Source organism: Paenibacillus sp. ov031, from assembly GCF_900143165.1.
Lineage (GTDB): Bacteria > Bacillota > Bacilli > Paenibacillales > Paenibacillaceae > Paenibacillus > Paenibacillus marchantiae.
On record NZ_FRDO01000001.1, the window covers coordinates 286,133 to 299,218 of the forward strand.

Consider the following 13,086-nt stretch of genomic DNA (forward strand, 5'->3'; position numbering starts at 1 on the left):
AATGATACATCGTCAGGAACGAATTGCCGTATATCCAGGCAGTTTTGATCCCGTAACTATGGGCCATCTGGACATTATTGCCCGGGCGTCGAAGCAGTTCGATCGCGTCATCGTGGCTGTATTGAATAATATGAGCAAAAATCCATTATTTACGGTGGAAGAACGCAAGAGTCTTATTACGGAAGTCACGAGTCATCTGCCTAATGTGGAGGTGGACAGCTTCCGTGATCTGACGGCAAATTATGTACGGCAAAAAGATGCTCAGGTCATTGTCCGTGGTATCCGCTCGGTGACGGATTTTGAATATGAGCTTCAGCTGGCTTCGACGAACAGCAAGTTAAATCCGGATGCGGAAACCATTTTTATGATGACCAATCCGAAATATTCTTATCTGAGCTCCAGCATCGTCAAGGAAATTGCCCACTACCACGGAGATGTCACCGATCTGGTCTCACCTGAAGTGGAAGCTGCGCTGCGTCAGAAAATTAGCGAGAAAACCGGCGGTTAAACCAGAAGGTCAGCCCGGATAGGCAGATCATGACGGTGAGCAGCAATGCCAGACCGATACAGGCAACAGGGAAACCATTCCAGACGGCATCGATGATGTCGGAGGTGTTCATGCCTACCAGGGACTGCTTGGTTAGGAAAGGTGCCAAACCATTGCCCGGATTGTTCTGAAACGTAGCCCAGACTTCGGAACTGTAACGGCTGAATGGCAGCCACAGCAGCAAGCTGATGAAAAATGCAACCAATGCATGAAGCAGGCGGATTCCGGCAAAATACAACATGGACGTTGTGGCAAGTCCCGCAGCTTTCAGCACGGCGGAGACTTGCAGATGAGAGCACAGACCACCCCAGCCGAGAACAGCTGCAAGCAAAGACATTAGCAGAACGGGTGTCAGTGGGCTCTGACTCAGATGATAAGTTCCGAGATGCAGTTCCAGCAGTGAGGGCCAAAAAGCAACTGAAGTACCGGGGGTGATATAGAGAGTGAGCAGCCGAACAAACACGGCAAACACAATCATATATCCTCCGGTCATCATTAAAGTTTGTACAGCTTGGGAGACCGTGTCTCCAAGCAATTTGCCGAACCCGCGTCCGTCACGTTTCTGGGCTTCGCGGGCTGCAAGCATCATTTGTGACCATAGGCTCCGTCGTTTATACGAAGAAGGGTTTGCAGTTGGGAATTCTTCCCCTTTTGATTCCTTGGGTAGGAGTCGTACTCCGATCATGGCTGCAATCCATCCACTAACCCAGTGAACGATCAGAAGGAAATATCCAGAAGCAGGCTGATGAAGAAAAGCTGCACCGATGACAAGTATAATCATCAATGGATTGGCAAAATGAGATGCTGATGCGACAATACCCGCCTGTTTGGCGGTAATTTGTTGATCCTGCACTAGGCGGGAGGCGGTATCTGCTCCTGCCGGAAAGCCGCCACACATGCCGACAACAATGGCCAGTCCGGCTTTGCCCGGCAGACGGAACCACCGCTGCATTAATGGCCCTAATAAGACGCCAAGTGCGTGGGTAAGGCCGAATGCAGTCAGCATTTGGGATAACATCAGAAATGGAAGCATGGCAGGAAAGATGATTTTCCACCAAATGTCTAAACCTTGAATAGAGGCATCGAATGCATCTTTCGGAGATACAACTACTGCAATTACCAGCAATAAAGCGCCTGTACTCATAAGTACCGTTCGTAACGGTCCAGAGACCGTAACTTCGCTCTGCATTGTCATTGTTTCACCTCATATGGATCGTGCCGCATACACTCGGCCAGGATTAGTTGTGGACGGCCGAATGACGTCCGTGGACGCTTCGGCCTTGACCGGATAAGCTACTGTAAACAGCGGCCTATCCGGCCTGTACCATTGTATGCAAAAGCATGAGAGTGTTAGACTTATAATTATTGAAAGATACGCAAAGAACGGGGGCTCATGCAATGAATCGGATTCGGAAATCTGGCGGATTCAGAGCTTCGATCTTTGTGATCGTGGTGGCTCTGGTCGTCTATGTTGCGGTATATATGCCAACGCCATATATCATTTATATGCCTGGCAGTGCCGACGAAGTAAAACCCATGGTTACCGTGAAAGAGGGGGATAAGGAAGAACGCGGTGTGTTTATGATGACGACAGTGTCAGCAACATACGCCAATGTGTTTTTGCTAGGAACCTCCTTGTTTAATCGAAATGCTCAAGTGGATAAAAAAGAAGATCGGCTGCGCGGCAAAAGCGAAGCGGAATATTCTGCCGAACAGGTCTGGTTCATGAGTGATTCACAATCCTCGGCCATGGAGGCGGCTTATGAGCAGGCGGGAGTGAAATACTCCATTGTTCCTGAGCATATTTTTGTATTTGGGCTGTCCGAAGATCCAAAACCTAAGGGAGATATTGAGCCCGGAGATATTATTTTGGGTGTAAACGGAACGGCAACTCCGGACAATACAGTGCTGTCTGAGCAGTTAAAGAACAAAAAGGTCGGAGAAACGGTTGAGATGCAATTGGAGCGAGGCGGAGAGACCATCAGCCGCGACGTTCAACTGATTGAAGTGAAAGACAGCAAAACCGGTGAAGTTCGCCCGGCATTGGGTGTCATGATCGGTGCGGTTCAGAAAGTGAAAGCAGAAGATCCGGATAAACAGATTTCCTTCACGGATACTCAGGTAGGTGGTCCATCTGCCGGACTGATGTTCACCCTGGAGATTTACAATCAGTTGACCCCTGGAGATTTGACGAAAGGTCACCGGATTGCTGGCACTGGAACTATTAACAAAGAAGGTGTGGTTGGCGCAATTGGTGGCGTTGTGCACAAAATTGTTGCGGCAGACCGGAAAGAAGCGGAGTTTTTCTTTGTGCCGAAGGATAATTATAAAGAAGCTGAAACTAAGGCTGAACAAATTGGCACCAAAATGAAACTCATTCCTGTTAGCACAGTGGATGATGCGCTGGCTTATCTGAAAACCTTGTCTGTCAAATCCTAAAACAATTATTCGCAACGAATAATGCTTGAACCAATATGAGAATGATGTGAAATCCCCCTATTGCAACGATGCCGAATCGGTGTGCGATAGGGGGATTTTGTTTGAGTAGTCGATATTAAACAACGCAAAAACTTGTGAGTCGATCCATTGAACTTGGGGCTTCGAAATCGTTTATGTTGAACCAGCTATGGATATGACTGAACGTAGAGTTAAAGTCTCACAGGTGGTTCATAGTAGTCGCTGTACATCATGCGTGTATTGATGTGTTCACAGGCGAGTGAATATGCTGCCTGAGCTTGTACATCCAGTTCCAACTGGTTATGGACAAAGGTTGATGGTTTCAGCAGAACGGGCAGAGAAGCCGTCTTTTTCATCTGTTTCAAAAGGCCCTGTCCTTGTGCATTAAACCCGAGCACTCGAAGATACGCTGGCCCTTCAGCCAGCTTCTCGGGCGAACATTCGGCCTTGGTATGATTCAGCAGGATATGGGTCAGCATGCGCTGTAGCTTTGTGCGTGTGTACCGTTTCGTTTTAAGTGCGTTCAGCAACGCCTCGACTGAAGGCTCCGGGAGCTGAGCAAGTGAACGGCTCAGCCTGTGTTCGAGTCCTTCCGTGACCTCGGCGATCTGCTCCAGCTCGGAGGCACGGCGTGTGGCCGCGATGTGCAGCAGCGGCTGTGCAAAGCGCTCCCAGTGCACGGGAGCGCGCCCTTCCTGCCATTCGCGCCGCAGAATGGCAAGGGTTGCCGCCGGCACGTATGGCGCGGCGGCTTCGGGCCCGTCCGCCATCAGCAGGCGGCGGACGGCGGTTGCACTGGCGATCGCCCCCGGTCCGGGCGTCGCCTCATGATACGCGGCACCGGTACGCGCCGCCGTAAAGGGCTTGATCGCGCTGCCCAGCCGCTGCAGCGCGATCAGGTAATGCAGCCCAAGCGAATTGTTGGGCTGCCCCAGCAGTGCAGCGGCGTCTTCCGCATCGACGCCGCCAGGCGCCAGTGCCGCCGCCGCACCTGCGTATGCGGCGGGATAGCTGGCGCCTTCCCGCAGGCGGCGCGCGATATCCTCGCGCAGCCCTGCGGGCTCCACAGCCAGCACGCGCGCAATGCGCTGCAGGCTGTCCAGGTCGCCGGACTCGCTGCCAAAGCAGAGCGAGTCCACCACGCCTGTGCGGTGCAGAAGTGACACCGCACCAAAGGCGAACCACTCGGCCGGTTGTACAGCATAGGCAACCGGCAGTTCAACCACCAGATCGGCGCCAGCATGCAGCGCCATCTCAGTGCGTGCCCTTTTGCCCACGATGGCGGGTTCGCCGCGCTGGAGGAAAGGGCCGCTCATCACAGCCACAACAACGTCTGCTCCACTGAGCCGCCTTGCTTCACTCAGATGGTAGACATGTCCGTTATGTAAAGGGTTATATTCAACAATGACGCCAACGGCTTTCATATGAGAACGCGCTCCTTTCGGTAAATATTCAAATGGGGATCAATCTTTCTCTTCCTAGCCCGATAATATGTGAGCTCATCTTGTTCCATAATAGGACATGGATATACCTTTGTTCAAATCATATCGCATTGTGTACAACGAAAAAGAAAAGAATCCTTCAGGTCGATATAGCCCCAACCCGCCTTCAAAATGCATGACTTGTAGTTTAACTTACAGTAAGCCTATAATGTATCAGAGATCGAATGCGGATTAGGATCGTCAATTTCAAAAAGGGTGTAAAGTTAAAAGTGTTGACAAACGTCTTGAAAAATCGGTATAATGATTTTTGTTTGTTAAGTCAATTTCATAATACTTTTAACGATGAATCGTCAGATTACATACAGTCAGGAATTTGATGTGTTGCAAGAGTCAGGTTTGACCTGTATAACTGTCGTTAGGCGTTTAACTTTAATTATGAGATTGGTTTCGTTTGGAGTGATGGGAAATGTTAATGCCATTTCGCAAAGTGGCTACCAGTGATGGTCCCCTGCAGTTTAATGAACAGTGGGATATCAAGGAACTGGTTTCTAACCGACAAGATATCACAGCCGTTACCTCGCTGACTGCAGATTTATCTGCAGAGTTCAGAGAGGGAGACGTTGTGGATGTTCATGGCAAGCTGACAGTAGGAGTGGACATGTTGTGCTCCCGGTGTCTTAAGCCGATTAATGAACATTTTCATATTGATTTTCATGAGCAATTCAAGAAAGGAAAGCAGCCAGAGGAATTGCACGAAGACGACGATACTTTCTATGTGGATGGAGATAGCGTTGATCTGAAGGGTTATGCTGAGGAAGCTTTTCTGCTGAATCTTCCGTTTATACCGCTGTGTAGCGATACATGCAAAGGGTTATGCCCCAAGTGTGGCCATGAGCTGAACGAAGGTGACTGCGGTTGTGATAACCAAGTTATCGATCCGCGGCTTGCAGGGCTCAAGGATTTTTTTAAATGAGCATGATTGAAAATCGAACATTGTAACAACTACCTGCAAAGGTTTATTTTGATAAGGAGGTGGGAATAATGGCAGTACCTCAACGGAGAACATCCAAGACGCGTCGCGACAAACGTCGCACTCACTTTAAATTGGCAGTACCGGGTATGGTGAAATGTGAACAATGTGGCGAGCTGAAGCTTAGTCACCACGTATGCAAAGTGTGCGGAACGTACAAAGCAAGAGAGATCATCTCTCAATAATAGCTAGACATCAAGTAGCACTTCATTTCGATGAGGTGCTACTTTTTTTAGACTATAGCATCGCAAAAATAACTACCTTTACCTGTATTCTATCTTCGTGAATATAGTTCAATATACGTTTTTGATATTTTAGTAAGGCTCGTTACTGGTTGTGTTCGGGGCTGTGAAGCCAGGCTACGCAAGGCAGGATTGTTTTTGTTCACCCAGCCTTTCTTTTTGACACGGGATGAGATATACTATAGTTTAGTACCAGGTTCTAAGATTTGACGTTACATAAACATGAACCATGATTCGTGTGAGAACGACCCTGCTGAACAGGGATGCAACTATAGAAGCAACGTGAAAGAGTATTGAACTGACCGGATTGGGCGGTTCCTTAAACGATACAGCGGGGGGTGTCAGGCATCGAACGTGTACCGAAGAGACAGAGGCAGCAGCAGTTAACCAAAATGATCGAAGACAACCCGTTTGTGACGGATCAGGAACTTACACGCCAATTGAAGGTGAGTATTCAGACGATTCGTCTCGACAGACTGGAGCTTGGGATTCCCGAGCTTCGGGAGCGGATGAAACTGATGGCGGAGCGTTCCTATGATCAGGTGCGCTCGTTGCCCCTGCATGAGATTATCGGTGATATTGTGGACTTGCAACTGGACAAGAGTGGGATTTCCTTGTTTGAGATTAAGGAAGAACATGTATTTTCGAGAACGGGCATTGCTCGAGGACACTATGTTTTTGCACAGGCCAACTCGTTGGCTGTAGCCGTTATTAATGACGAGATTGCTTTGACGGCGTCCGCAGACATTCGTTTTGTTCGTTCGGTTCATTTGGCCGAGAAATGTATTGCGAAGGCCTACGTGAGATCGATTCTGGGTCAAAAGGGCAAAGCCAAAGTAGAAGTGTTCACTTATGTGGGTGAAGAAATGGTGTTTCAAGGCAACTTTGTAATCTACCATTCAGGTGGAGAAGACAGCGTAGAAGGAGGTCATTTGGGATGAAAATCGTCATTGATGCCATGGGAGGCGATAACGCACCTGCGTCAACAGTAGAAGGTGCGATCGCCGCGGCTACGGAATGGGCGGATACACAGATCGTCCTGGTCGGCGATGAAGCCAAGCTGGAACCTCTTCTGAGTCAGTCAGGTGCCAAACCTGCTAATCTGACGATTCGGCATGCTTCCGAAGTGATCGGTTCGGATGATGAACCAGTAAAGGCAGTCCGTCGTAAGAAGGATGCCTCCATGGTGGTTGCAGGTCGTATGCTTAAGGAAGGCGAAGCAGACGCCATGATCTCTGCGGGCAATACCGGAGCGCTGATGACAGCCGGCTTGCTTGTGGTAGGTCGTATGGAAGGTATTGAGCGCCCGGCGCTTGCACCCATGATTCCAACGATCGATGATGTGGGTGTACTTGCACTTGATCTTGGTGCGAATATGGATGCCAAACCGGAACACCTCGCACAGTATGGTCTGATGGGGAGCTTGTATCGGCAAAAAGTGCAGGGAATCGCGTCACCAAGAGTGGGCCTGCTCAATGTGGGAACGGAGCCCGGTAAGGGGAATGAGTTGACCAAACAAGCCTATCCTTTGCTGGAGCAACTTCCGATTCGTTTTGTTGGTAACGTAGAGGCCCGTGATGTGCTTACAGGTGCGTGTGATGTGCTTGTATGTGATGGATTTGCCGGAAATATATTGCTGAAATCGCTCGAAGGCACAGCAGGTGCCATTTTCGCTCTGCTTAAGGAACAATTCTCATCATCGCTCAAAAGCAAACTGGCTGCTGCTGTGCTCATGCCTGAGCTGCGCGGTTTGAAACGGAAACTGGATTATACCGAGCATGGTGGTGCACCACTCCTCGGCTTGAGCAGACTTGTGGTGAAAAGTCATGGATCGGCTGATGGCAATGCCATCAAAAATGCTGTGCGCCAAGCACGGATTGCAGTACAGAACCAGCTGGTGGAGAGCATATCTAAGGAAATTAGCGGGAAGTGAGTGAAGACATGAATAATTTGCGCCCGGTAGGGGTTATCGGTACTGGTAAATATGTACCTGAGAAAATTTTGACAAACAGCGATTTGGAGAAAATGGTAGATACGAATGATGAGTGGATCGTCAGTCGTACAGGAATCAAGGAGCGTCACATCGCTGCACCGGATCAGGCGACTTCAGATCTGGCATACGAGGCAGCTATCAAAGCACTTGAGTCTGCTGGCATGACTGGCAGCGATCTTGATCTGATTATTGTGGCAACTATTACACCGGATTCTTCATTCCCTTCTACTGCTTGTATTTTGCAAGATAAGCTTGGTGCCAAGGGCGCTGCGGCATTTGACTTGTCTGCTGCCTGCTCCGGATTTGTATACGGTCTGGCAACAGCAACGAGCTTTATCCAAAGCGGCATGTACAACAATGCACTTGTTATTGGTGCAGATTGCTTGTCTCGCATTACTGACTATACCGACCGTAATACCTGTGTGCTGTTTGGCGATGGCGCCGGTGCGGTTATCGTTGGTGAAGTGCCGGAAGGCCGTGGATTTAAATCATTCGATCTCGGAGCTGAAGGTGCGGGCGGAAGCCTGCTTCAAATGGAGGGCGGAGGTTCCCGTCTGCCTGCATCCGTAGAAACGGTTGAGAACAAAAAACATTATATTTACATGAATGGCCGTGAAGTGTTTAAATTTGCAGTACGGGTGATGGGTACAGCGACGATCGAAGTTCTGCGCAAGGCTGGCCTGGAACGTACGGACGTGGATCTGTTTGTTCCTCACCAAGCCAATATCCGGATTATCCAATCTGCAATGCAGCGACTTGAGCTTCCTGAAGAGAAAGTTGTAGTCAACGTGGATAAATACGCCAACACATCTGCAGCCTCCATTCCGCTTGCTCTGGTAGAAGCTGCTGAAGAAGGCCGCATGAAAGCCGGAGATACTGTGCTCATGGTTGGTTTCGGTGGCGGATTGACGTGGGGCGCATCAGTACTCGTTTGGTAAACTAGACAGCTGGGAGAGATGAATTGGATGGGTAAAATAGCATTTGTATTTCCCGGACAGGGATCGCAGGCTGTGGGCATGGCCAAGGACGCGTATGAGTCTGTGCCTGCGGCAACAGAGATTTTTCGCACAGCCGATGAAACGCTAGGTTTCGCGCTGAGCAATCTTGTTTTTGAGGGACCAGAGACCGAGTTGAAACAGACATCGAATACACAACCGGCTCTGCTGACAGCAAGTATTGCATTGCTTGAGGCTTTTAAAGAAAAAGGAATTCAGCCTGATTATACGGCCGGACACAGTCTGGGTGAATACAGTGCACTGGTCGCGGCGGGCGTTCTTTCGTTCGCGGACGCGGTAAGCATTGTGCGGGCACGCGGTCAATATATGGAACAGGCTGTTCCTGGTGGACAGGGTGCAATGGCTGCGGTATTGGGTGCGGATCGGGAAGCGCTGGGGGTGCTTTGCCGGGACGTATCCGAAAGTGGTCATGTGGTTGAACTTGCCAACATCAACTGTCCGGGACAAATCGTGATTTCCGGTGTGAAGGAAGGGGTATCTGCTGTCGCTGAACGGGTCAAAGAAGCGGGCGGCAAACGTGCCATCACACTTGAAGTAAGCGGTCCGTTCCATTCTTCCTTAATGAAGGATGCAGCAGAGAAGCTGGCTGAGAAACTGAAAACTGTTTCGTTCTCACCTGGGGATGTCCCTGTAGTTGCAAATGTGACTGCAAGACCTGTGGAGGACGGTAAGGTTCAGGATTTATTGACAGCTCAGGTCTATTCTCCGGTTTTATGGGAAGACAGTGTGACATGGCTTATTGAGCAAGGTGTAGATACCTTTATCGAGATTGGTTCTGGCAGTGTGTTAACAGGTTTGATTAAAAAAACAGATAAAACCGTTAAACTGTACAATGTAAACAGTCTTGAGACGCTCGAAGCAACGGCAGCTGCACTAATTTGATTAACCATGATTAGATTTGGGGAAAGGAGGAATGATTATGTCTAAACCATTACAAGGCAAAAATGCGCTCGTTACCGGTGCATCCCGTGGTATTGGGCGCAGTATTGCACTCGCTTTGGCCGAGGCTGGCGCCAACGTGGCCGTGAATTATGCGGGCAGTCAAGCGGCAGCTGAGGAAGTAGCGGAAGCGATTCGTGCCAAAGGTGTCCAGGCAATTACGATTCAAGCGAATGTGGGCCAGATGGACGAAGCCGAACAAATGGTCAAAGCTACCATTGAGGCATGGGGCAACGTTGATATTCTTGTCAACAATGCTGGAATTACCCGTGATAATCTGATCATGCGTATGAAGGAAGAGGAATTTGATCAGGTGATCGAAACCAACCTCAAAGGGGTGTTTAACTGCCTTAAGGCGGTTACACGTCCAATGATGAAGCAACGGTCTGGTAGAATTATCAATATCTCCTCTGTTGTGGGTGTGCTCGGAAATGCTGGACAAGCAAACTATGTTGCTGCCAAGGCAGGGGTCATCGGTTTGACGAAGGCATCTGCTCGTGAGCTTGCCTCCCGCGGCATCACAGTTAACTGCGTTGCACCAGGATTTATTGAGACCGATATGACGAAGGAATTGTCCCAGGAGATCGTGGACAACATGTTGAACGGTATTCCGTTGTCCCGTCTGGGCCAACCGGATGAAATCGCCGGTGTTGTCACGTTCCTGGCTTCAGAAGCTTCATCTTATATGACAGGGCAGACACTGCATGTTGATGGTGGCATGTACATGTAATTCTTCCCGGACTTGAACAATAGTCGGGGAACAGGCGCTGGACGATCCGAAATGCCGGAAAAAGGCCGGGTTCCCCGGCCGGGAGCCGCATATGTCTTCTATGGCATTTTGCCTGCGATTCTCGTATAATACCAAGGAGGAGGTGAACCGGATGTCCGATGTATTGGAGCGTGTAAAACGCATCGTCGTCGACCGCTTGGGCGCAGACGAAGCTGAAGTTACACTTGAAGCATCTTTCAAAGAAGATTTGGGTGCTGATTCTTTGGATGTAGTGGAATTGGTCATGGAATTGGAAGATGAATTCGATTTGGAAATCTCTGATGAAGATGCAGAAAAAATCACGACCGTAGGTGAAGTTGTAAACTACATACAATCTCATACCTAAAGTCAATTCAGTCCCGCACCTGTTTTCGAACAGGCGGGACTTCTCATCATTCATTGGTTTTTCTCATTCCGCAAGCGGCGCTGGTCAAACGGATCTCCGGGTCCTGCTTGGCTAGACGTCTGCTTGCGGATATTCCCACAAAATAATTGCGTAATGCAGTCGATATAGAGGTGAGTCGGTTTGAAACAAAGAGTTGTAATTACCGGAATGGGCGTAATGACATCGCTCGGAAAAGATTTGGAAACGTTCTGGGGCAGTTTAATGGCAGGTAAGTCCGGAATCTCTCAGATTGAGGCGTTTGATGTAAGTGAATATACCACTCAAATTGCAGCCGAGATCAAGGATTTCAACCCGGAAGAATACATGGATCGCAAAGATGCACGTAAAATGGACCGTTTTGTTCAGTTCGCTGTAGCAGCTGGTTTCAAAGCCGTTGAAGACAGTGGTCTGAAAATTGACGAGAACATTGATGCAGAGCGTTTTGGTGTGTCGATCGGATCGGGTATCGGTGGATTGGGTACTTGGGAGGACCAACATAATGCATTGCTGCAAAAAGGTCCTAAACGCGTAAGCCCATTTTTCATTCCGATGATGATCTCCAACATGGCTTCTGGCCAGATGTCGATTTCTCTCGGGGCGAAAGGTCCTAACATCAACGTGGTAACGGCATGTGCTACAGGAACACACTCCATTGGAGATTCCTTCAAGCTGATTGCAAACGGTGATGCGGATGCAATGATTTGTGGCGGTGCGGAAGCAACCATTAGACCAACTGGTCTGGCTGGGTTCTGTGCAATGCGTGCCATGTCTACACGTAATGATGATCCGGCTAAGTCGAGCCGTCCTTTTGATACAGAACGTGACGGGTTTGTTATGGGCGAGGGCGCGGGAGTTCTGATCCTTGAATCCCTTGAACATGCTCAAAAACGTGGTGCTCGTATTTATGGCGAAGTAATTGGTTACGGTCTCACTGGCGATGCACATCACATGACGGAGCCTGATCCGGATGGAGCAGCTCGTTGCATGAAGATGGCTCTGCGTAATGCGGGTATCGAACCAGAAGAAGTGGACTATATCAATGCACACGGTACATCAACACCTGTAGGTGACAGATCCGAAACGCTTGCGATCAAAAAAGCGTTTGGCGATCATGCGTACAAGCTTGCTGTAAGTTCAACCAAATCGATGACAGGTCATATGCTTGGTGCTGCTGGTGGCGTGGAAGCCGTAATCTGCGGATTGTCGCTGACACATCAGACGCTTGCTCCAACAATCAACCTGGAAAATCAGGACCCGGATTGTGATCTGGATTATGTTCCAAACGTTCCACGTCAAACTAAAGTCAACATTGCCATGTCCAATTCATTTGGGTTCGGCGGTCACAATGCCACCATTATTCTCAAAAAATTTGAAGCATAAGGGGCTAGTTCGTTTGAGTGAAGATCTGAAGCAGTTACAACACAAACTTCAAATCAAATTTGACAACAGGCAGCTTTTAAAACAAGCGTTTACCCATGCTTCTTATGTAAACGAACACCGGTTCAGTCAGCATCAGGATAACGAGCGTCTGGAGTTTCTGGGCGATGCGGTACTGGAACTGACTGTGTCGGAATACTTGTATCACTTGTTTCCTAACCGGCCGGAAGGTGAATTAACTAAGCTGCGGGCATCCATTGTCTGCGAGCCTTCCCTCGTCAAATTTGCTGAAGCGTTGGGTTTTGGGCAGTATGTACTTCTTGGTAAAGGTGAGGAACTGACGGGAGGACGAACTAGACCGGCTTTGTTAGCGGATGTGTTTGAATCTTTCATCGGTGCATTATATCTGGATCAGGGATTGGCGCCTGTCCGGACATTTCTGGATCAGCATGTATTTCCGTTGATCGTTCTGGGCAGCAAATTGCAAATGAGCGATTACAAAACGGAATTGCAGGAACTCACTCAGCATCACAATATGGGAGCTCTGGAATACCGTATTGTTGAGGAACGGGGCCCTGCCCATGAACGGGAGTTTGTCTCCGAGGTCCATATGGGTCAAGAACGGCTTGGCAGAGGTACAGGACGTTCCAAAAAGGAAGCCGAACAACAGGCTGCATCCGCAGCACTGGATCGACTGAAGCTTCCGGAAGCCTGAGCTTTACCGTAAGCGCATAGACAAACGAAGAGCAAAGAGCAGCCCGCGGGTCCGCCTGGCGGAATTTATCGGCCGGACTGCTTTTTGCTCTTTTTTTTGTAAGGAGGATCAGGATTTTCTTTTCCTGTTCGATAACTAGGCGCTGAATGCAACATTTGAAATTTGCAAGAGGAG

At 49.2% G+C, this 13,086-nt stretch carries 14 protein-coding genes; 12 read left to right on the forward strand and 2 right to left on the reverse strand.

What is annotated here, in order from left to right; all coding sequences use genetic code 11:
* The first annotated feature begins 1 nt into the window (after position 1).
* A complete protein-coding gene (coaD, locus tag BUA17_RS01215; RefSeq protein ID WP_090807427.1) occupies positions 2 to 508 on the forward strand; it encodes a pantetheine-phosphate adenylyltransferase in 507 nt (168 codons plus the stop codon).
* Here the strand turns inward: coaD and BUA17_RS01220 are convergent.
* On the reverse strand, positions 486 to 1,742 hold the full coding sequence (locus tag BUA17_RS01220) for a nucleoside recognition domain-containing protein (protein ID WP_083584546.1): 1,257 nt from the start codon (positions 1,740 to 1,742) through the stop codon (positions 486 to 488). The genes coaD and BUA17_RS01220 overlap by 23 nt on opposite strands.
* 203 nt (positions 1,743 to 1,945) lie before the next feature.
* On the opposite strand from BUA17_RS01220, the gene BUA17_RS01225 reads away from it, so the two are divergent.
* Entirely contained in the window at positions 1,946 to 2,986 is a 1,041-nt protein-coding gene (locus BUA17_RS01225; protein ID WP_064639097.1) for a SepM family pheromone-processing serine protease, read from the forward strand.
* Positions 2,987 to 3,195: 209 nt separating this feature from the next.
* Here the strand turns inward: BUA17_RS01225 and BUA17_RS01230 are convergent, their stop codons facing one another.
* Positions 3,196 to 4,428 carry a nucleotidyltransferase gene (locus BUA17_RS01230; RefSeq protein ID WP_072732383.1) on the reverse strand — a complete coding sequence of 411 codons (1,233 nt, stop codon included), beginning with the start codon at positions 4,426 to 4,428 and terminating at the stop codon, positions 3,196 to 3,198.
* Between the two features lie 484 nt (positions 4,429 to 4,912).
* Here BUA17_RS01230 and BUA17_RS01235 point away from each other — a divergent pair, with 484 nt between their 5' ends.
* The 10 genes from BUA17_RS01235 to rnc all read left to right on the forward strand — a co-directional run bounded on the left by BUA17_RS01235 (position 4,913) and on the right by rnc (position 12,912).
* Entirely contained in the window at positions 4,913 to 5,419 is a 507-nt protein-coding gene (locus BUA17_RS01235) for a YceD family protein (RefSeq protein WP_072732384.1), read from the forward strand.
* A gap of 68 nt (positions 5,420 to 5,487) precedes the next feature.
* The gene (rpmF, locus tag BUA17_RS01240) at positions 5,488 to 5,661 is read left to right on the forward strand and encodes a 50S ribosomal protein L32 (protein WP_017689233.1); all 174 of its coding nucleotides are present in this window, start codon (positions 5,488 to 5,490) and stop codon (positions 5,659 to 5,661) included.
* Between the two features lie 449 nt (positions 5,662 to 6,110).
* Positions 6,111 to 6,659, forward strand: a complete 549-nt coding sequence (gene fapR / locus BUA17_RS01245; protein WP_244552109.1) for a transcription factor FapR — start codon at positions 6,111 to 6,113, stop codon at positions 6,657 to 6,659.
* The gene (gene plsX / locus BUA17_RS01250; protein ID WP_072732385.1) at positions 6,656 to 7,651 is read left to right on the forward strand and encodes a phosphate acyltransferase PlsX; all 996 of its coding nucleotides are present in this window, start codon (positions 6,656 to 6,658) and stop codon (positions 7,649 to 7,651) included. Before fapR ends, plsX begins: the two co-directional genes overlap by 4 nt.
* An 8-nt stretch (positions 7,652 to 7,659) precedes the next feature.
* Positions 7,660 to 8,649, forward strand: coding sequence for a beta-ketoacyl-ACP synthase III (locus tag BUA17_RS01255; RefSeq protein WP_063564927.1), 990 nt, complete (start codon positions 7,660 to 7,662; stop codon positions 8,647 to 8,649).
* A gap of 27 nt (positions 8,650 to 8,676) precedes the next feature.
* Positions 8,677 to 9,609, forward strand: coding sequence for an ACP S-malonyltransferase (gene fabD / locus BUA17_RS01260; protein WP_063564668.1), 933 nt, complete (start codon positions 8,677 to 8,679; stop codon positions 9,607 to 9,609).
* Between the two features lie 37 nt (positions 9,610 to 9,646).
* Positions 9,647 to 10,396, forward strand: a complete 750-nt coding sequence (gene fabG, locus BUA17_RS01265) for a 3-oxoacyl-[acyl-carrier-protein] reductase (protein ID WP_063564667.1) — start codon at positions 9,647 to 9,649, stop codon at positions 10,394 to 10,396.
* 151 nt (positions 10,397 to 10,547) lie between these two features.
* Positions 10,548 to 10,781 carry an acyl carrier protein gene (acpP, locus tag BUA17_RS01270; RefSeq protein WP_024630176.1) on the forward strand — a complete coding sequence of 78 codons (234 nt, stop codon included), beginning with the start codon at positions 10,548 to 10,550 and terminating at the stop codon, positions 10,779 to 10,781.
* 180 nt (positions 10,782 to 10,961) lie between these two features.
* On the forward strand, positions 10,962 to 12,200 hold the full coding sequence (gene fabF / locus BUA17_RS01275; RefSeq protein ID WP_072732386.1) for a beta-ketoacyl-ACP synthase II: 1,239 nt from the start codon (positions 10,962 to 10,964) through the stop codon (positions 12,198 to 12,200).
* 13 nt (positions 12,201 to 12,213) lie between these two features.
* Complete coding sequence (gene rnc, locus BUA17_RS01280; protein WP_024630178.1) at positions 12,214 to 12,912, forward strand: ribonuclease III; 699 nt, start codon at positions 12,214 to 12,216, stop codon at positions 12,910 to 12,912.
* Positions 12,913 to 13,086 lie beyond the last annotated feature (174 nt).

Bases quoted from the DNA above. Each gene is read 5' to 3' on its own strand.
- coaD (WP_090807427.1), top strand. From the start codon at position 2: ATGATACATCGTCAGGAACGAATTGCCGTATATCCAGGCAGTTTTGAT.
- BUA17_RS01220 (WP_083584546.1), bottom strand. From the start codon at position 1,742: ATGACAATGCAGAGCGAAGTTACGGTCTCTGGACCGTTACGAACGGTA.
- BUA17_RS01225 (WP_064639097.1), top strand. From the start codon at position 1,946: ATGAATCGGATTCGGAAATCTGGCGGATTCAGAGCTTCGATCTTTGTG.
- BUA17_RS01230 (WP_072732383.1), bottom strand. From the start codon at position 4,428: ATGAAAGCCGTTGGCGTCATTGTTGAATATAACCCTTTACATAACGGA.
- BUA17_RS01235 (WP_072732384.1), top strand. From the start codon at position 4,913: ATGTTAATGCCATTTCGCAAAGTGGCTACCAGTGATGGTCCCCTGCAG.
- rpmF (WP_017689233.1), top strand. From the start codon at position 5,488: ATGGCAGTACCTCAACGGAGAACATCCAAGACGCGTCGCGACAAACGT.
- fapR (WP_244552109.1), top strand. From the start codon at position 6,111: ATGATCGAAGACAACCCGTTTGTGACGGATCAGGAACTTACACGCCAA.
- plsX (WP_072732385.1), top strand. From the start codon at position 6,656: ATGAAAATCGTCATTGATGCCATGGGAGGCGATAACGCACCTGCGTCA.
- BUA17_RS01255 (WP_063564927.1), top strand. From the start codon at position 7,660: ATGAATAATTTGCGCCCGGTAGGGGTTATCGGTACTGGTAAATATGTA.
- fabD (WP_063564668.1), top strand. From the start codon at position 8,677: ATGGGTAAAATAGCATTTGTATTTCCCGGACAGGGATCGCAGGCTGTG.
- fabG (WP_063564667.1), top strand. From the start codon at position 9,647: ATGTCTAAACCATTACAAGGCAAAAATGCGCTCGTTACCGGTGCATCC.
- acpP (WP_024630176.1), top strand. From the start codon at position 10,548: ATGTCCGATGTATTGGAGCGTGTAAAACGCATCGTCGTCGACCGCTTG.